We start from the raw sequence: 17,497 nt of genomic DNA, 5'->3' as shown, positions 1-17,497 counted from the left end.
TGCATTGAAATCGCCGAGAGGAGCCCGCTAGGAAGGACCGGCAGATGACTTCACGACCGAAGTTGCACCTCGCGGTGGCGCTGGACGGCGCCGGCTGGCACCCCGCGGCGTGGCGGGACGAAGCGGCCCGTGCCGCCGAACTGTTCACCGCCGGATACTGGGTCGACGTCGTACGGGAAGCCGAGCGCGGGCTGCTCGACTTGGTCACCATCGAGGACTCGCTCGGCCCGCAGTCCACCCGCACCGACCAGGTGCGCGGCCGTCTCGACGCCGGACTGATCGCCGCCCGCGTCGCGCCGCGCACCGCACACATCGGCCTCGCGCCCAGTGCGGTCGTCACGCACACCGAGCCGTTCCACATCTCCAAGGCGATAGCCAGCCTCGACTTCATCAGCGCCGGCCGCGCGGGCTGGCAGCCGCAGGTGTCGGGACGCCGCAGCGAAGCCGCGCACTTCGGTCGCCGCGACATCGACCCCGCGGAACTGTTCGACGAGGCCGCCGACTACGTCGAGGTGGTCCGCCGATTGTGGGACAGCTGGGAGGACGACGCCGAGATCCGGGATGTCGCGACCGGGCGGTTCATCGACCGCGATAAGCTGCACTACATCGACTTCGCCGGGAAATGGTTCCACGTCAAGGGACCGTCCATCACTCCCCGCCCGCCGCAGGGCCAACCGCTGGTGGCGGCCCTGGCGACCGATGCCGCCGCGCTCCGGTTCGCCGCCCGCGCGGCCGACATCGTCTTCACCACTGCGCACGACGCGGAAAGGGCCCGGATCACCACCGACCGCATCCGCGCCGAAGCGCTGGCGGTCGGGCGGGAGCACGACATCCCGCGCATCCTCGGCGATCTGGTGGTGTTCCTCGGCGAACACGCGGCCGACCGGAAGGCCCGGCTGGACGAGCTCGACGGCACGGAGTACACACCGGACGCTCCGGTGTTCGCCGGAACCGCGGCCGAACTCGCCGACCGGTTGCTCAACCAGGCCGCCGGCCTCGCCGGATTCCGGTTGCGGCCGGGCGTGATCCCGCACGACCTGACCGCGATCACCCGGGAACTCGTCCCGGAACTGCAACGGCGCGGCGCGTTTCGCGCCGCCTACGAGGCAGGCACGCTGCGCGCGAGGTTCGGCCTGCATCGGCCCGTCAGCCGCTACGCCACCAACGCCGGAGGACACCTGTGACCAAGCAGATTCACCTGGCCGCGCACTTCCCGGGCGTGAACAACACCACGGTGTGGAGCGATCCGGCCTCGCTGAGCCAGATCGAGTTCTCCTCATTCACGCACCTGGCTCACACCGCCGAGCGGGGCAAGTTCGATTTCCTTTTCCTCGCCGAAGGTTTGCGGCTTCGCGAGCACGCCGGGAAGATCTACGACCTGGACGTGGTAGGCCGCCCGGACACCTTCACGGTGCTGGCCGGGTTGGCCGCCGTCACCGAACACCTCGGGCTGGCCGGCACCATCAACTCGACGTTCAACGAGCCCTACGAGGTGGCCCGGCAGTTCGCCAGCCTCGACCACCTCTCCGGTGGCCGCGCGGCCTGGAACGTCGTGACGTCGTGGGACGCGTTCACCGGCGAGAACTTCCGGCGCGGCGGGTTCCTGCCCGAGAACCAGCGCTACGACCGCGCTCAGCTTTTCCTGCGTACCGCCCGGGAACTCTTCGACTCCTGGCAGGGCCACGAGATCGTGGCCGACAAGGAGTCCGGGACCTTCCTCACTGATCCGCGGGCCGGTGCCTTCGAGCACCGCGACGCGCATTTCGACATCGCGGGCCGGTTCAACGTGCCGCGCAGCCCGCAGGGCCGCCCGGTCATCTTCCAGGCCGGTGACTCCGACGCGGGCCGCGAATTCGCCGCCTCGGCCGCCGACGCGATATTCACCGGGCACGCCACCTTGGAGGCAGGCAAGCACTTCTACGCCGACGTCAAGGGAAGGCTCGCCCGGCACGGCCGCTCACGCGACGAACTCCTGGTGTTCCCGGCGACGACCGTGGTGCTCGGTGACACCGAAGCGCAAGCTCATGAACGAGCCGCGCACATCCGGCACCAGCAGGTCAGCGGGCAGACCGCCATCCGGTTCCTGGAGCAGCTCTGGAACACCGACCTCAGCGACCTCGACCCGGACGGGCCACTGCCCGATTTCGATCCGGTGATCGGCACCGACACCATCACCAAGGGCCGGGCCAGCGCCCGCCGGAACCGCGATCCGATCGCCACCGCCCGCCAGTGGCGCGAACTCGCCGAGGCCAAGCAGCTGTCCGTCCGGGAACTGATCATCGAGGTCACCGCGCGGCAGTCGTTCATCGGCACGGCCGCGCACGTGGCCGACGCGATGAACCGGTTCGTGCAGGAAGACGCAGGCGACGGATTCATCCTCGTCCCGCACCTGACCCCCGGCGGCCTCGACGAGTTCGTCGACACCGTGGTGCCGCTACTGCAAGAGCGTGGCGTTTACCGCCCCGAGTACCCGGGGGCGACGCTACGCGAGAATCTGGGGCTGCCGCCGCTGGAGAACCCTCGGCGCAGCAAGAAAACCGCGTCATAACCAGACCGGCTTGGAGGTCACGCCTAATGCCCACCCCGCTCTCGGTACTCGACCTGTCGCCCATCGTCTCCGGGCAGACCTCGGCCGACGCCCTGCGCAACACCATCGACCTCGCGCAACGAGCCGAACGCCTCGGCTACCGCCGGTACTGGGTGGCCGAACATCACTTGACGCCCGGGGTCGCTTCATCGGCGCCGGCGGTGCTGATCGCGCTGGTCGCGGGTGCGACCAGCCAAATCCGGGTGGGGTCCGGCGCGGTGCTGCTGGGACACCATGCCCCGCTGGTGGTTGCCGAGCAGTTCGCCACGATCGCCCAGCTGCACCCGGGCCGCATCGATCTCGGGCTGGGTCGTTCCGGACTGGTGCGCAGCCGGGAGCTGGTGCGCCGCTTCACCGCCCGCACCGACGGCTCGGCACCCGAGGCGAAGGTGGTCGATGGTCTGCTGATCCCGCCCAAGCCCCGGGCGCTGGGCGGCTCCAAGCGATTCGCGGCCCGGATCGAGGAGCAGCAACGCCTGCTCAGCGTCGGTGAACCGGCGGAAGCACTGGTGGACTACCGCGGCCAGGTGACGCAGATCCTGCAGTTCGTCTCCGGCGACTTCCATGCCTCCAGCGGTGAGCCGGTGCACGCCGTTCCGGTCGAAGGCGCCGACTTCGACGTCTGGATCCTGGGGTCCAGTGCCGGGGAGAGTTCGGCGGCGGCGGGCTCGCTGGGCCTGCCGTTCGCGGCGAACTACCACGTCAGCCCGTCCACCGTGCTGGAGGCGGTGGCCGCCTACCGGAAGAACTTCACGGCCTCCGCGAGGCTGTCGCGGCCGTACGTCGTGGTGTCGGCGGACGTGGTGGTCGCCGACTCGGATACGAAGGCCCGCGAACTCGCCGCACCGTACGGTCCGTGGGTGCACAGCATCCGGGCCGGCGAGGGAGCGATCCCGTTCCCCAGCCCGGCGGAAGCCGCCGAGTTTCCCTGGACCGACCAGGCGCGAGAACTCGTCGCCGACCGGGTTGAGACGCAGATCGTCGGCACGCCGGAGGCGGTGGTGCCCAAGCTGGCGGCACTGCGCGACGCCACTGCCGCCGACGAGCTCGTGATCACCACGGTCACCCACGACCACGCCGACCGGATCCGCTCCTACGAGCTGCTCGCCAAGGCCTGGGAGACGACCTAACCGCGCCCGATGAACGGCATCGAAGTCGCGGTGATGGTCAGGAATTGCACGTTGGCGTTCAGCGGCAGGCCCGCCATGTAGAGCACGGCCTCGGCCACATGCCGGGCGTCGAAGGTCGGTTCGGGGCGCACCGAACCGTCGGCCTGCACCGCGCCGGCCGCGATACCCGCGGTCATCTCGGTGGCGGCGTTGCCGATGTCGATCTGCCCGCAGGCGATGTCGTAGGGCCGGCCGTCCAGCGAGATCGACTTGGTCAACCCGGTGATGGCGTGCTTGGTGGCGGTGTAGGCGACGCTGCGCGGTCGCGGGCTGTGCGCCGAGATCGAGCCGTTGTTGATGATCCGCCCACCCCGCGGGTCTTGGCCCCGCATGATCCGGAAGGCGTGGTGCGCACACAGGAAAGAGCCGGTCAGGTTGGCCCCCACGACGTCCTGCCAGTCCGAATAGGACAGTTCGCCGACCGAACCTGGTGTGCCGAAGGTGCCCGCGTTGTTGACCAGCAGGTCAACCCGTCCCCACTCGTCGCGCACCCCGTCGAACAGCGCCGCGACCGAGTCCGGATCCCCCACGTCGGTGGGGGCCACGCGGGCCGCGGCGCTGCCCTGCGCGGTCTCCCGCAACGGCTCCGGCCGCCGGCCCGCCAGCGCCACCCGGTATCCAGAGCCCAGCAATGCCTGCGCGATCTCCCGTCCCACGCCCGATCCGGCACCGGTCACCACCGCGACTCGCATGTCGTCCATTCAGCCCTCCCAGCACGATTGCCACCGGCCCCATTGATACCGCACGCCGCGAAACCCACCGGCGCGCGTCGACCCGGTTCGCGAGCCCGTCCTTGCCCGAACCTGCCGGGGCGGCCGACGATTCGGCTCGGCCACGATTCGCGCGAGCCGCGGTCGGGCATTCCGGAATTGATGCTCACGATTCATCCCGGTCTGCCAACGGCGCGAGGGTCATTGCGCTACCCGGCGGCACTCGCCATCGCACTTGCCGTACTGGCAGGTTGCGACGCGACGTCGACGCCGCCGGGTCCGCCAACAAGCCCCGCGCCGTCGTCCCCAGTACCGGGTGTGGAGGTGACCGTGCGCGGCGTTGTGCGACGCGGCGTGGAACCCGGCTGTCTGGTCCTCGGCACCGCTGAACGGCAGTACCTGCTGGTGAATCCCTCGCCGGCGTTGCGGCCCGGCGTGACCGCTGTCGTGCGCGGCAGGCTCGAACCGGCCCTGGTGACGACCTGCATGCAAGGGACCCCGCTGGTCGTGTCGGAAGCGCGGATCGGTTGAGAAACCGCCGGTGTCAACGAATGCGCTTGGCCTCCCGGCCGTGCGCGACGAGTGCGTAGATCACGACGACGTCCAGCACGATGGCGATGGTGGACCAGACGGGGTAGGCGGTGAAGAACGCGATGTTGGCCAGCAGGCTCAATACGGCGAGGATGATCGCGATCACGCGCGCCCACATCCTACCGAACATCACGCCGATACCTGCGGCGGCGAGGACGATGCCGAGGATCAGGTAGGTCCACCCGACGTTGGACAGGTCGACGGTGACCAACGTTCCGGTCTGCGTGACCGCGGTGCCGGAATGCGAGAAGGCGGCGATCCCGTGCACCAACTGGACGACTCCGACCAGCAGCAGGAGGATGCCGGCGAAGATCACCCACCCCAGCCACCGGGTCCGGATCCCACCGCGCGGCACGTTGTGGGACGTCATGGTTTCGCTCCCTCGCTGCCGCACCCGCACGCGGGCACGCGATTGCTTCACTTCCGGGGCCGCTTCATTTCCGGGGCCGGGTCACCAAGAGCCCGATGATGAGGCCGACGACAAGCGCCACCGTCAGGGCCGTCCACAGCGGCATCGTTACCAATGGAACAAAGACCCTGACCTCGACCGGTTGCCGATTCTCGACGACGAGCACGACCGCCAGTACGACGAGCACCAGCCCCGTGATCACGCGCGGAGTCATCCACCGCGACCGCGTCGCGGGCGAACCATGGCCACTATGCACAGACCCCATGTTCCCCAGCCTGCGAGGCGCTGCCGGGATATCCCAGGGCCCAACGACCTCAAACTGAAGGTGTCGCCTTTCAAGCGGTTCGCAGTTCGCGGTGCCGGGCGCGGCGGGCTCGCCCGCCCGGTCGCGGTGTTCCCCCTATATCGACAACGTGGGATAGCCACCGATCGCCCGGTGCGCATGGTGATTTCCCGCCGCCCGGCACCACGAGGCATTTCTCCCCCGGGATTGGCCCCGTAAACAACGAAACCTGCACCAGGCCCAGGCCCGCCAGCCGAACGGCGAGGCCGACCGGCGGTTGGGACGCCAGTTCGGCTGCCGGGGGCGTGCCGGAGCAGTACGCTCATAATGCGCAATGTCGTTTCGCCCGGCCAAGGCGGCGGGAGCTCGCGGAATCGACCGGCTAGGGATCCCCGTCGGGCGCGCGGGCGGTGCTGGGAGCCGAGATGAGCAAGTTGACTCAGCCCACCAAACCCGAGAGCAAGCTGTTGCGGATGATCCGCCAACAGGCAGACGAAGCGGACCTGCGGTTCCGGCTGGCCTCGGGGATGCGGCGGCAGATCAACAAGGTCTTCCCGTCGAACTGGTCGTTCCTGCTCGGCGAGCTCGCGCTGTACAGCTTCATCATCCTGCTGCTCACCGGCACCTATCTCGCCTATTTCTTCGACCCGTCGATGACCGAGGTGACCTACAACGGCACCTACGCAAACCTGCGCGGCGTGTCGATGTCCCGCGCGTTCGAGAGCACACTCGACATCACCTTCGATGTCCGCGGCGGGCTGTTCGCGCGCCAGCTGCACCACTGGGCCGCGCTGGTGTTCATGGCCGCGATCGTGGTGCACATGTTCCGGATCTTCTTCACCGGCGCGTTCCGCCGCCCGCGCGAGGCGAACTGGACCATCGGCGTCCTGCTGTTCTTCCTGGGCATGTTCGAAGGCTTCATCGGTTACTCGCTGCCCGACGACCTGCTGTCCGGCACCGGGCTGCGGATCGCCTCCGGCATCGTGCTGTCGGTCCCGGTCATCGGCACCTGGTTGCAGTGGATGCTGTTCGGCGGGGAATTCCCCGGCACCGAGATCATCCCGCGGTTCTACCTGTTCCACGTCTTCGTGTTGCCGGGCCTCATCATCGGGCTGGTGGCCGTGCACCTGGCGATCGTCTGGTACCAGAAGCACACCCAGTACCCCGGGGTGAGGCGCAGCGAATCCAACGTGGAAGGCGTGCGGATCCTCCCGGCGTTCGCGGTGAAGAGCACCGGGCTGTTCCTGATCGTCACCGGCGTGCTGGCGATCATGAGCGGTATCTTCCAGATCAACGCGATCTGGAACTTCGGCCCATACGTGGCCTCGATGGTCTCCGCCGCCTCCCAGCCCGACTGGTACATGATCTGGACCGACGGAATGGGGCGGCTGTGGCCGCCGTGGGAGCTCTACCTGGGCGTCTACACCATTCCGGCGGTGTTCTTCCCGCTTGTGGTCGGGCTGGTCCTGGTGTTCACCGCGGCGATCAGCTACCCGTTCGTGGAACGCAAGCTCAGCGGTGACACCGCGCACCACAACCTGTTGCAGCGGCCGCGCGACGCGCCGGTGCGGACCTCGCTGGGCACGATGGCCATCACGTTCTTCGTGGTGGTGCTGCTGTCCGGCGTCAACGACATCATCGCGTTCGTGTTCGGGCTGTCGCTGAATATGACCACCGTTGCGGGCCGGATCGGCGTGCTGGTCCTACCGCCGATCGCCTACTACGTGACCTATCGGGTCTGCCTGGGCCTGCAACGTGCCGACCGCGCGGTGCTAGAGCACGGCGTGGAGACCGGCATCATCAAGCGCTTGCCGCACGGCGAGTTCATCGAGGTCCACCAGCCGCTGGGCGCGGTGGACGAGCACGGCCACCCGCAGCCGCTGCCGTACCAGGCCGCCCCGGTGCCGAAGAAGATGAACCAGCTCGGCGCCGCCGGCCGGTCGGTGCCCGGCAGCCTGCTGTGGCCGGATCCGCGCGAGGAGACCGAGGCCCTCGACCGCGCCCGCCGGGAGGAGGCCGAGCGCGAACGCGCCGCCGCTGGGGAGGCGGAGGTCGAGGTCCCCTCGGGCCGTCCGCAGGCGCCTGAGCAGTGACCGGCGCGGCCCCGGCCCGGTGCCGTAGTGTCCCGCGCGTGTCCAATCGCGAACTGATCGTGCTGGGCACCGCGAGCCAGGCGCCGACGCGGTCCCGCAATCACAACGGCTACCTGCTGCGCTGGGACGGCACCGGCGTGCTGTTCGACCCCGGCGAGGGTGTCCAGCGGCAGATGATCCACGCGCGGGTCAGCGCGCACGACATCGACCGGATCTGCATCAGCCACTTCCACGGCGACCACTGCCTCGGGCTGCCCGGGGTGATCCAGCGATTCTCGCTGGACCGGGTACCTCGGCCGGTGTACGCGCACTACCCGGCGAGCGGGGCCGGTTTCTTCCGGAACCTGCGCTACGCGTCGGCCTTCGACGAGGTGGTCGACCTGCGGGAACGGCCAATCGAGCGGGAGGGCCCGGTGGCCACCGGGCCGTTCGGCCGGCTGGAAGCGGTCCGGCTGGAGCACCGGATCGACACGTTCGGCTACCGGCTGGTGGAGCCGGAAGGCAGACGCATGGTGCCCGAGCGGCTGACCGGTTTCGGGGTGCACGGTCCCGCCATCGGGAAGCTGCAGCAGGAGGGGGTGCTGCGCATCGACGGCCGCTTGGTGACCGTGGAGCAGGTCAGCGAGCCCCGCCCGGGGCAACGCTTCGGGTTCGTGATGGATACCCGGCTTTGCGACGGCGTGTTCGCGATCGCCGACGGCGCCGATCTGCTGGTGATCGAATCGACCTTCCTGGACGAGGACGCGCGGCTGGCCGACGAGTACAGACATCTCACCGCCGCCCAAGCGGCCCGGGTCGCCGCGGAGTGCGGGGTGCGCTGCCTGGTGCTAACGCATTTCTCGCAGCGCTACGCGGATCCGCGCCGATTCTACGACGAAGCCACGGCGATCTTCGACGGCACGGTCGTGGTCGCCGAAGATCTGCAGCGGGTCCCGGTGCCGCAGCGCCGCTGAGGCCGGTCGATATGCTGCCGGGCGGGCAACGATCTCGCGAAAGGCACGTTTTGGTTCGGCAACCGATCCCGGTCATCATCGTCGCGGGGTTCCTCGGATCCGGGAAGACCAGTCTGCTCAACCACCTGCTGCGCAACCCGCAGGGCGCCCGGATCGGCGTCGTGGTCAACGACTTCGGGAAGATCAACATCGACGCGTTGAGCGTGGCCGGCCAGGTCGACTCGACTGTGTCGCTGGGCAACGGCTGCCTGTGCTGCGCCGTCGACGCACGCGGGCTCGACGACCTGCTGGCCAGGCTGGCACGGCCCGGCGGCGACATCGACGTGATCGTGATCGAGTCCAGCGGACTGGCCGACCCGCGTGGCATGGTCCGGCTGCTGTTGAACAGCACGAACCGCCGCCTCGGCTACGGCGGGCTGGTGGAGGTGGTCGACGCCGCGGAGTTCGAGGCGACCCGGCGGCGCCACCCCGAGATCGACCAGCACCTGCGCTTCGCCGACCTGGTGCTGCTGAACAAGATTGACCGAGTCGGCGAACCCGACCAGCAGCGGCTGGCGGAACTGGTGCGCGAGCTCGCCGGCGGCAAACCGGTGCTGCCGACCACGCACGGTCGCATCGATCCGACGCTGCTGTTCGACCGCGAGGCGGTGCGGGAGCGGCGGACAACCGCGCGCCAGCTGTCCTTCGACGAACTGCTGTCCGAGCCGGCGGACTGCCACGAGCACCTCCACGCCGCCTACCAGAGCGTGGAGTTCACCGCCGACCGCCCGGTGGACCCACGGGCGCTGATGCGGTTCCTCGACGACCGCCCGGCCGGGGTGTACCGGATGAAGGGCCTGGTCTATTTCGGCGTTCCGGGACATGGACAGAAGTTCACCCTGCACACCGTCGGGGACTTCCTGCGTTTCCACCGGACGCGCTGGGGCCGGGACGAGCCGCGCCGGACCCAGCTCGTCGTGATCGGCTCCGGGCTCGACCAGGACCGGGTACGCAGCCGCCTGGCCGCCTGTCTCGGCGAACCGGACCACGCCGACGAGCACAGCATGCTGGATGTGCTGAAGTACACGCGATCCTGATCTGCGCTTGTCAAGGCCCCCGCCCGGGCGGGCAGCCTACGGCTGATCGAGTTTTCGACGCGGGGAGGCAACAACGGCCGGAACGACCGGTCACCGACGAGCAGGCACGGGCCAGCCGCGCGATGGCCGGGGTGGGCGTGCTCCTCGACTAGCGTCCACTGTGGAGCGCCGTGGACACGCTGCCGGATTCCGGCGGCGGACGTACCGTGGCAGACCAGTACGTCCGCCGACAGGAGCGTGCCCGATGACCAGCGCCGAGTTGCTCGCGGATGCGTTCGGCCGAATCCGCGAGGTGGTGCACGAGACCGTCGCTGCCCTGGATCCCTACCAGCTGGGGTACCGGGTCGACCCGGAGGCCAACTCGATCGCCTGGCTCGTCTGGCACCTGACCCGGGTGCAGGACGACCACGTCTCGGACGTGGCCGGAATCGAGCAGGTCTGGACCGCGCAGGACTGGCTGGGGCGCTTCGGGCTGCCGTTCCCCCGCGACGACATCGGCTACGGCCACGACCCCGAGGACGTAGCCCAGGTCCGCGTCGGCTCTGGCGAGCTGCTGACCGGCTACCACGACGCCGTATACGCGCAGACGATCGACTTCGTCTCGGACCTGTCCGACGACGACCTCCCGGAGATCGTGGACGCCGGGTGGTCGCCGCCGGTCACCCTCGGCGTGCGCCTGGTGAGCGTGCTCGCTGACGGCCTGCAGCACGCTGGCCAGGCGGCTTTCGTGCGCGGCATCATCGAACGCACCGGATAGCCGCTGGCATCGCGGCCGGGATGCAGCGGACAATCGCGGCATGACCGAGCGCAAGCCACGAGGTGTCACGTTCGAATCATGGGTCGACAAGCAGATCCGGACCGCGCAGGAGCGCGGCGAGTTCGATGACCTGCCCGGGGCGGGCAAACCGCTACCCGGCGCGGGACAGACCGTCGAGGACCAGTGGTGGTTGAAGGACTACATCCGACGGGAGGGGATGTCCGGTGAGGCCCTGCTGCCCACCCCGTTGCAACTGCGCAAGGAGGCCGAGCGCCTGCCGGAGACGATTCGCGACCTGACCACCGAGCAAGCCGTCCGGGACGTGGCCACGGACCTGAACCGCCGCATCGTCGAGTACCTGCGCACACCGACCGGGCCGCAGGTGGTCGTCGGCCCGGTGAACGTCGACGAAGTGGTTGCCCGGTGGCGCTGCGACCAGATCGAACCGGCGCTACGGCACGCGCCTGGGCCAGACGAGTCCGAGCAGCGGAAAACTCGCTGGTGGCACCGCTTCCGGCGATGATCGGCCACCCCAGGCTTTCCCACCTGTTGAGCGGCTTTGACGCGGTCTGCCGCCGGTGCTTTGATCGGTTCCATGACGCTGGGACCGCCTCTCGTGCAGCGCGCGCACATCGACCTGTTGTGGGTCGCATCCGCGGCTTGTTCGCGTGGTTGATCTCCCCCGCCCCGGCGCTGCTCCGATGCTCACCCGAGCCGCTTGCCGCCGGTGTGCTCTCGCCTCGCCGGTGACCTGCCGCCGAGGTGCTGTTGTTCGCGCCGGTGCCGACGGACATCCCGGACCGGCACCGCATGTGAGACGGAGACCTGTGCCATGACGCTGGAAACTGCCTTCCGGGAGCCGGTGGGCCCGGATTCCTTCGAGGTGCGGCCGGTAGAAGGCGGTGCGGTGATCGAGGTGACCGCCCGATTCGTCGTAGCGCAACAAGATATCGCCGCGCTGGAACGCGACTTCGCCCGAAAACTCCGCGCGCTGGCGGAGATCCCCCTCCAGTCCACTGTGGAGGACCAGGCCGCGCCCGAGGCGCCTCGGTTGCGGTCGGTGCCCACGCCTGCCGAGCCCGCGCTGCGAATCCTGGTGGCACCGCGCCGGGTCGTGCGCGCCGATGGGACGTTCATCGAGCTCACCCGGCTGGAGTTCGACCTGCTGCTCTTCCTCCGCGAGAACCCGGGCCGGGTACACCGGCGCGAGGCGCTGCTCAACGCCGTCTGGCAGTTGAACAGCACGCCGAGCACTCGCACGGTGGACGTGCACATCCGCCGGATCCGCAGCAAGCTCGGGCCCGACCTGGAGGACCTGATCACCACGGTGCGTGGGGTGGGCTACCGGTTGGACCACACCGAGGAGGTCCACATCGAGCACGACCCCTACGCTTCCGGGGCCCGCGACACCCCTCGGGCGACGTAGCGGCCGTCGCGACCGGCGGTGGGCCGCACCGGAATGGGTATCCGGGAGACATGGCGAAGCGCAAGCGCGAGGAGTACGAGCGGGGACTGCCGGGTTACCACGACCCGATGGCCGGTTTCGCCGGAGCACCCTACGGGCGCAGTGCCCTGACCCTGCGGCTCTGGTTGGCCGGATTCGGCCTGGTGTTCTGCGGGGGCGCGGCCGCGCTGGTGTTCCTGTCCCTGCCGGAGCTGACCTGGCTGGGCTGGGCCTTGGTCGTGCTGGCCGTGGCCGCCGCTATCGACTTCGCCTGGGTCGCCCACCGCAAGCGCCGCGGCGAACCCGGCTGAACGACTCCCTCCGCGGCGGCGTCGACCTCGGCAGCTGCCGCTCGACACGGCCCTGCGCACACTGCCCCGCACCCGAATCGTCCCGGCAACTTTCGCAAGGCAATGGCCATCAGCCTGGTCGTCTCCCTGGTGGCCCCCGGAACCAAGGACCGGGATCTCAACGTCCCGGAGGACGCCATCACCCGTTGACGAGAGCGCGATCTGAAAAGTGCAGGGCACCGTTGACCGCTTGCGCGGTGCAGGTGCCGTGCACTCTGCTGCCATTTCGCGGCTACGGAGATCGGGCGTCCGGCTTCCGGTGAACGGAAACCATCCGCGCGGGCGCGTCCGACTACTCGGCAGGCCGACGCCGGAACTCGCGCCTCGCATCCAGGAGGTAGCCGACCCAGAACCCCAACACACCGGCACCGACGAGCGCCAGCGTTCCAACAGCACGCACCATGGGAGATTCCCTTTCTCCGCGGCGCTTGATCCCCTGGCCCCGACAAACCAGGTTGTGCTGATGGTGAACCCGCCGGGTGGCAGCGCCGTTGCCCAGACAATAACGTCCGGTAAACGGGCCTGCCACGCAGCGCACACACCGTCCACTACGGGGCGTGACCCGGGGCCCGCTGCACTTCAGCCGAGCCGGCCAAACTGTGTCCACTGCGGAGGGACGCCCGTAACGAGCCTCTGGCGGCAGCATTGTGGCTGGTCAGCCCCAGCCCGTACGACGGCCGAGAGGTGCGTCGACCAGCACCGGCAGTGCTAGGAAGCGCCGATGTCTTCGGCAAGTTCCCCCCATTGGACGGCCTGAACACGGTCGGCGGGCAGTGCGGTGGCCATATTCCTGTCGAACACCCGGGCCGCGGCCAGATTGATCCACAATGGACCACAGATTCGGTGCGGCTTGGGTTCAGGCTGAGCTCGATCATGCCGCCCCCACACACAGGCGTATGCGAGGGCCGCCCCCGCTCCCCTACCCTGCTGGGTATGGGATCTTCCAGTGATCGCGCTCCGCTGCCCATCCCGGCCGAGACGACGGATCTGCACAGCGCGCCGCCGTTGCACGACGCGTGCGGTCGGCTGCGGGCATTGGTCGGGATATGGCGCGGCGGCGGCGAGGTCGACTACCCGAGCATCGAGGGGCCGTACCGGTTTGGCCAGCAAGTCACGATCTCGCACGACGGGCGGCCGTTCCTGCGCCACGAGGCGCGCGCCTGGCTGCTCGCCCCTGAGGGAAACGCGCTGCGACCGGCCGCGTGGGAGACCGGCTGGTGGCGGCCGCAACCCGACGGATCCCTGGAACTACTGATCAGCCACTGCACCGGAATCCTGGAACTGTTCTACGGCACCGCGACCCCGCAGCGCTGGGAGTTGTCCACGGACACCGTCGTCCGGACGGCGACCGCGAAGGACGTCGAGGCCGCGCAGCGCAGCTACGCGCTCGGCGGAGACGACACCCTCGACTACGCCGAAAGCCGCGCCATGGTCGGATTGCCGATGACTCCGCACGTCACCGCTCGGCTGCACCGCATCTGACCACCCGGTGCGGATGACGCCCGGTAATCCACTCCAACAGATCAAGTCAAGCACCTCGGCGATACGACACCTCCAAGAAATACAGCTATGCTGAGCATATGAGTTGTGGCGATCCCGGTGCCGACGGCACCGCCGGGCTCGCCCAGTCGGCCACCGAGGTGCGGCTGGGCGTGATGCGACTGGCACGGCGGCTGCGCGCCGAGCGCGAGCCCGGCGAGCTGACCCTCGGCCGCCTGGCGGTGCTGGGTCGCCTGGAACGCGACGGCCCGGCGACCACCAGCGCGCTGGCCGCCGCCGAGCGCGTCACGCCGCAGTCCATGGCCCGCCTCGTGCAGCACCTGATCGACGCCGACTTGGCCGAACGCGACCTGGACCCGGCCGACCGGCGGGCCGCGATCATCCGGATCACCGAGGCCGGCCGACGCGAGGTCCTGCGCGACCGGGGGCAGCGCGAAGCGTGGCTGGCCCAGGCCATGACCGGGCTCACCGACGTCGAGCGGCAACTGCTGGTGCTCGCCGCCCGGCTGCTGGACCGCCTCGCCGACTCCTGACGCCACCTTCGACGCAAGACCGGGGACCGATGCCACGAACGACGCACGAATCCCACCCCAGAAAAGACAGCTCCGCTGAAGACTTACCGCGCGTGGCTAAGCCCGCTGCCGAACCGGAGCTACCGGGCGGGTTCGTCACCCCGATCGCCTTCGGCACCATCCTGCAACCGCTGAACTCGTCGATGATCGCGGTCGCGCTGGTCGGCATCCGCGCCTATTTCGACGCAGGCACCTCGGTGACCTGGCTGGTCTCCGCGCTCTACCTGGCCACCGCGGTCGCCGCTCCCGCGATGGGTCGCATCGCCGACGTGCTCGGTCCGCGCCGCACCAGCCTGGCGGGGATCGTCCTGGTCGGCGCGGCCTCGGCGGTGGCTCCGTTCGCGCCGAACATGGCAACGCTCGTGGTCTGCCGCATCATGATCGGCATCGGCACCGCTGCCCAGTACCCCTGCGGGGTGGCGATGATCCGCCGCGCAGCCGACCGACTGCGATCCCGCCCGACCAACGCCTTGGCCGCGCTCGCCATCTGCTCGCAGGTCACTGCCGCGCTCGGGCCCACTCTCGGCGGGCTGCTCGTCGGTGGCTTCGGCTGGGCCGGCGTCTTCTGGATCAACGTGCCGCTAGCGCTGTTGAGCGCCGTGGTGATCATGCGGTGGGGCCCGGCAGATCCCGCGACGCGCAACCGCAGCCGCGGGCGACTGAAGGCGCTGATGCGGGTGGACCCGGTCGGGATGCTGCTGTTCGCCATCGCGGTCACGGCGCTGATGTTCTGGCTGCTGTCGCTGGCCGCGACACCGGCGTGGTGGTGGCTTGCCATCGGCATCCCCGCCGTAGCGCTCACGGCCTGGTGGGGCATGCGTGCCCGCGACCCATTCCTGGACATGCGCCTGCTGGCGCGGCGTGGGCTGTCCTTCACCTACGGGCGGACGATCGTGACCTACACGGCCTTCTATTGCATCTTCTACGGCCTGCCGCAATGGCTGGAGGAAACCCGGGGGCTCGGGCCGGTCGGCGCCGGCTTGGTCGTGCTGCCGATCGCGGCCGTCGGCGCGGTGTCCACGCTGCTGGCCGCCCGCCTGCAGCGCACCCACGGGTCGCGCGCGACATTGATCGTCGGGACCGCCGCGCTGTGCCTCGGCGGGCTACTGCTGGTCCTGCCGGGCGTCGACTCGCCGATTCCACTGCTGCTCGTGATCTCCGCGCTGCTGGGCCTGCCGAACGGCTTCAACAACATAGGCAACCAGGGCGCTATGTACGCCGTCGCCCCGGCCGCGCGAATGGGCGCGGCATCCGGCTTGTACCGCACGTCGCAGTACGTCGGGGCGAACCTGGCCGCCGCGCTGCTGGCGCTGGTGATGGGCGCTCATGTCGTCGACGCCGGACTGCACCGGATGGGCCTGGCCATCGCGATCATCGCCGCCGCCCTGCTCGCCGCCTCGGTGGTCGGCCTGCTCCGCCGCCGCCCTGCCTGATCGCCAGGACCGAGCAGTCAGCCACGTCGCTTCCCGAACACGGCGAAGGCCCCGCACCCCGTTGTGGAGTGCGAGGCCTTCGCCAGGCTCAAGGGCCGGTCCGGAAGCCGGTACCGGCCGGGTGGCCCGAACTCAGACGAGTCGGACGCCGCTGGCCTGCGGGCCCTTCGGCCCCTGGGTGACCTCGTAGGTCACCTTCTGGTCCTCGTCGAGGCTGCGGAAGCCGCGAGCGTCGATCGCCGAGTAGTGGACGAAGACGTCCGCGCCGCCGTCATCGGGTGCGATGAAGCCGAAGCCCTTTTCCGAGTTGAACCACTTCACGGTTCCCTGTGCCATGTCTCTCTCCTTCTGGGAGCCGGTACTACTACAGGCACTCACACTTCGTGACTACCTGGGTCGCGGATCTCGAACGGCGACTTCTCCAGCTACAACCAGATAGCAGCACGCTCGCATCACCATCCTGCGAGTGTGCGCGAACACGACCCCAGAAAAATACGACCGACGTAGACAGTACACGGTCAACGAAGATCGCGCAGGGGGGATCGCACGGCGTGTCGAGGACGGCGTGTCGAGGACGGCATCGCGCATTCAGCAGTCCGATTGTGGTGCCGACCCTTACCGCTCAAACGCGCCGAAAGCTCGGCCGATACACGTAGCGCGGCACAGGGGCCGGGGTGCGGCTGCCGTTACTCGAAGCGGGAGGTCTCGCCCGCGCCGCGGCGAACGATCTCGGGCTCGGGGGCGGAGAAATCGATCACCGTGGTCGGCTCGGTGCCGCAGTCGCCGGAATCGATCACGGCGTCCAGCACGTGGTCGAGCTCGTCCTTGATCTGCCAGCCCTGGGTCATCGGCTCGTCCTCGTCGGGCAGCAGGAGCGTGCTGGAGACCAGCGGCTCGCCGAGTTCGGCCAGCAGCGCCTGCGCCACGAAGTGGTCCGGGATCCGCACGCCGACGGTCTTCTTCTTCGGGTGCATCAACCGGCGGGGCACTTCCTTGGTGGCGGGCAGGATGAACGTGTAGCTGCCCGGTGTCGACGCCTTGATGGCGCGGAACACCGCATTGTTGATGATCACGAACTGGCCGAGCTGGGCGAAGTTCTGGCATACCAGAGTGAAGTGGTGCCGGTCGTCGAGATGCCTGATGGCCCGGATCCGGTCGAGGCCTGCCTTGTTGCCCAACTGGGTACCGAGCGCGAAGCACGAATCCGTCGGGTAGGCGATCAGACCGTTGTCGTGGACGATGTCCACCACCTGCCCGATCGCTCGCCGCTGTGGGTTCTCCGGATGGACGTCGAAGTACTTCGCCATGCGGCGAGCTTAGGAGGCGCCACTCGAACCGGGCCACGGTGGTCCCGTCGGCTCGGCGGCATGGCGCATGCGTGCGACTGGTTGGCGGTCGCCAGCCTCGCTCGACCACCCGGAGATCCGGAGCAGGCGCAACGCCGCCACCCGATCGACTTACCGGTGCGGCGCACGGTCCGGGGCGCCCTGCCTCCCGTCGGGTGTTGCCGGTTACCGATCGGTAGTACCGTGTTGTGACCGGTACTACCAGTCCGGCCCGTTGGGGGCAG

General features: G+C 69.2%; 19 protein-coding genes. 14 read left to right on the top strand and 5 right to left on the bottom strand.

All coding sequences use genetic code 11. The annotated features are described in order from the left end of the window. The first annotated feature begins 44 nt into the window (after positions 1-44). From BJ970_RS35585 to BJ970_RS35575, 3 genes are read left to right on the top strand one after another with little or no spacing between them, the layout of a single operon-like run. Complete coding sequence (locus BJ970_RS35585; RefSeq protein WP_184732765.1) at positions 45-1,184, top strand: LLM class flavin-dependent oxidoreductase; 1,140 nt, start codon at positions 45-47, stop codon at positions 1,182-1,184. Next, positions 1,181-2,548: an NtaA/DmoA family FMN-dependent monooxygenase gene (locus tag BJ970_RS35580; RefSeq protein ID WP_184732763.1), complete on the top strand. Its 1,368-nt coding sequence runs from the start codon at positions 1,181-1,183 to the stop codon at positions 2,546-2,548. Before BJ970_RS35585 ends, BJ970_RS35580 begins: the two co-directional genes overlap by 4 nt. A 26-nt stretch (positions 2,549-2,574) precedes the next feature. Further along, positions 2,575-3,717, top strand: coding sequence for an MsnO8 family LLM class oxidoreductase (locus BJ970_RS35575; protein WP_184732761.1), 1,143 nt, complete (start codon positions 2,575-2,577; stop codon positions 3,715-3,717). Here BJ970_RS35575 and BJ970_RS35570 read toward each other — a convergent pair. Then, the gene (locus tag BJ970_RS35570) at positions 3,714-4,457 is read right to left on the bottom strand and encodes an SDR family oxidoreductase (RefSeq protein ID WP_184732759.1); all 744 of its coding nucleotides are present in this window, start codon (positions 4,455-4,457) and stop codon (positions 3,714-3,716) included. The genes BJ970_RS35575 and BJ970_RS35570 overlap by 4 nt on opposite strands. Positions 4,458-4,796: 339 nt before the next feature. Here BJ970_RS35570 and BJ970_RS38635 point away from each other — a divergent pair, with 339 nt between their 5' ends. Beyond that, positions 4,797-4,997 carry a hypothetical protein gene (locus tag BJ970_RS38635; protein ID WP_246472193.1) on the top strand — a complete coding sequence of 67 codons (201 nt, stop codon included), beginning with the start codon at positions 4,797-4,799 and terminating at the stop codon, positions 4,995-4,997. 13 nt (positions 4,998-5,010) lie between these two features. Here BJ970_RS38635 and BJ970_RS35560 read toward each other — a convergent pair whose 3' ends face one another. Together BJ970_RS35560 and BJ970_RS39300 are read right to left on the bottom strand one after the other, a co-directional pair. Continuing rightward, positions 5,011-5,427: a DUF7144 family membrane protein gene (locus tag BJ970_RS35560; protein ID WP_184732755.1), complete on the bottom strand. Its 417-nt coding sequence runs from the start codon at positions 5,425-5,427 to the stop codon at positions 5,011-5,013. Between the two features lie 64 nt (positions 5,428-5,491). Then, on the bottom strand, positions 5,492-5,668 hold the full coding sequence (locus tag BJ970_RS39300; protein WP_312864646.1) for a LapA family protein: 177 nt from the start codon (positions 5,666-5,668) through the stop codon (positions 5,492-5,494). A 506-nt stretch (positions 5,669-6,174) separates the two neighbouring features. Here BJ970_RS39300 and qcrB point away from each other — a divergent pair. The 10 genes from qcrB (at position 6,175) to BJ970_RS35505 (ending at position 15,927) form a co-directional block, all read left to right on the top strand. Continuing rightward, entirely contained in the window at positions 6,175-7,842 is a 1,668-nt protein-coding gene (gene qcrB, locus BJ970_RS35550) for a cytochrome bc1 complex cytochrome b subunit (RefSeq protein WP_184732750.1), read from the top strand. Between the two features lie 38 nt (positions 7,843-7,880). Then, the gene (locus tag BJ970_RS35545; protein WP_184732748.1) at positions 7,881-8,795 is read left to right on the top strand and encodes a ribonuclease Z; all 915 of its coding nucleotides are present in this window, start codon (positions 7,881-7,883) and stop codon (positions 8,793-8,795) included. Positions 8,796-8,845: 50 nt separating this feature from the next. Beyond that, positions 8,846-9,871 (top strand): CobW family GTP-binding protein, encoded by a 1,026-nt coding sequence (locus BJ970_RS35540; protein ID WP_184732746.1) that lies wholly within the window; start codon positions 8,846-8,848, stop codon positions 9,869-9,871. Positions 9,872-10,115: 244 nt separating this feature from the next. Next, on the top strand, positions 10,116-10,628 hold the full coding sequence (locus BJ970_RS35535) for a mycothiol transferase (RefSeq protein WP_184732744.1): 513 nt from the start codon (positions 10,116-10,118) through the stop codon (positions 10,626-10,628). A gap of 40 nt (positions 10,629-10,668) precedes the next feature. Next, positions 10,669-11,151: a DnaJ family domain-containing protein gene (locus BJ970_RS35530; RefSeq protein WP_184732742.1), complete on the top strand. Its 483-nt coding sequence runs from the start codon at positions 10,669-10,671 to the stop codon at positions 11,149-11,151. A 309-nt stretch (positions 11,152-11,460) separates the two neighbouring features. Then, on the top strand, positions 11,461-12,054 hold the full coding sequence (locus tag BJ970_RS35525) for a winged helix-turn-helix domain-containing protein (RefSeq protein ID WP_184732741.1): 594 nt from the start codon (positions 11,461-11,463) through the stop codon (positions 12,052-12,054). 50 nt (positions 12,055-12,104) lie between these two features. Beyond that, complete coding sequence (locus tag BJ970_RS35520; protein ID WP_184732739.1) at positions 12,105-12,383, top strand: DUF6343 family protein; 279 nt, start codon at positions 12,105-12,107, stop codon at positions 12,381-12,383. 972 nt (positions 12,384-13,355) lie between these two features. Beyond that, a complete protein-coding gene (locus BJ970_RS35515) occupies positions 13,356-13,904 on the top strand; it encodes a heme-binding beta-barrel domain-containing protein (protein ID WP_246472191.1) in 549 nt (182 codons plus the stop codon). Between the two features lie 98 nt (positions 13,905-14,002). Further along, a complete protein-coding gene (locus BJ970_RS35510; protein WP_184732735.1) occupies positions 14,003-14,455 on the top strand; it encodes a MarR family winged helix-turn-helix transcriptional regulator in 453 nt (150 codons plus the stop codon). A 92-nt stretch (positions 14,456-14,547) separates the two neighbouring features. After that, a complete protein-coding gene (locus BJ970_RS35505) occupies positions 14,548-15,927 on the top strand; it encodes an MFS transporter (protein ID WP_312864644.1) in 1,380 nt (459 codons plus the stop codon). A gap of 132 nt (positions 15,928-16,059) precedes the next feature. On the opposite strand, the gene BJ970_RS35500 is transcribed toward BJ970_RS35505, so the two are convergent. Both BJ970_RS35500 and BJ970_RS35495 read right to left on the bottom strand, forming a co-directional pair. Further along, on the bottom strand, positions 16,060-16,263 hold the full coding sequence (locus tag BJ970_RS35500) for a cold-shock protein (protein WP_184732731.1): 204 nt from the start codon (positions 16,261-16,263) through the stop codon (positions 16,060-16,062). 350 nt (positions 16,264-16,613) lie between these two features. Then, a complete protein-coding gene (locus tag BJ970_RS35495; RefSeq protein WP_184732728.1) occupies positions 16,614-17,234 on the bottom strand; it encodes an L-threonylcarbamoyladenylate synthase in 621 nt (206 codons plus the stop codon). Positions 17,235-17,497: the final 263 nt, after the last annotated feature.

Origin of the sequence: Saccharopolyspora phatthalungensis (assembly GCF_014203395.1) — a bacterium.
Taxonomy (GTDB): Bacteria; Actinomycetota; Actinomycetes; order Mycobacteriales; family Pseudonocardiaceae; genus Saccharopolyspora; species Saccharopolyspora phatthalungensis.
This window is presented reverse-complemented; position numbering and strand designations above follow the sequence as displayed.

What these genes read in the sequence shown, in the direction of transcription:
- BJ970_RS35530 (WP_184732742.1), top strand. Translation starts at nt 10,669, where the DNA reads ATGACCGAGCGCAAGCCACGAGGTGTCACGTTCGAATCATGGGTCGAC.
- BJ970_RS35520 (WP_184732739.1), top strand. Translation starts at nt 12,105, where the DNA reads ATGGCGAAGCGCAAGCGCGAGGAGTACGAGCGGGGACTGCCGGGTTAC.
- BJ970_RS35585 (WP_184732765.1), top strand. Translation starts at nt 45, where the DNA reads ATGACTTCACGACCGAAGTTGCACCTCGCGGTGGCGCTGGACGGCGCC.
- BJ970_RS35525 (WP_184732741.1), top strand. Translation starts at nt 11,461, where the DNA reads ATGACGCTGGAAACTGCCTTCCGGGAGCCGGTGGGCCCGGATTCCTTC.
- BJ970_RS35495 (WP_184732728.1), bottom strand. Translation starts at nt 17,234, where the DNA reads ATGGCGAAGTACTTCGACGTCCATCCGGAGAACCCACAGCGGCGAGCG.
- BJ970_RS35535 (WP_184732744.1), top strand. Translation starts at nt 10,116, where the DNA reads ATGACCAGCGCCGAGTTGCTCGCGGATGCGTTCGGCCGAATCCGCGAG.
- BJ970_RS35560 (WP_184732755.1), bottom strand. Translation starts at nt 5,427, where the DNA reads ATGACGTCCCACAACGTGCCGCGCGGTGGGATCCGGACCCGGTGGCTG.
- BJ970_RS35575 (WP_184732761.1), top strand. Translation starts at nt 2,575, where the DNA reads ATGCCCACCCCGCTCTCGGTACTCGACCTGTCGCCCATCGTCTCCGGG.
- BJ970_RS35510 (WP_184732735.1), top strand. Translation starts at nt 14,003, where the DNA reads ATGAGTTGTGGCGATCCCGGTGCCGACGGCACCGCCGGGCTCGCCCAG.
- BJ970_RS35500 (WP_184732731.1), bottom strand. Translation starts at nt 16,263, where the DNA reads ATGGCACAGGGAACCGTGAAGTGGTTCAACTCGGAAAAGGGCTTCGGC.
- BJ970_RS35570 (WP_184732759.1), bottom strand. Translation starts at nt 4,457, where the DNA reads ATGGACGACATGCGAGTCGCGGTGGTGACCGGTGCCGGATCGGGCGTG.
- BJ970_RS35515 (WP_246472191.1), top strand. Translation starts at nt 13,356, where the DNA reads ATGGGATCTTCCAGTGATCGCGCTCCGCTGCCCATCCCGGCCGAGACG.
- qcrB (WP_184732750.1), top strand. Translation starts at nt 6,175, where the DNA reads ATGAGCAAGTTGACTCAGCCCACCAAACCCGAGAGCAAGCTGTTGCGG.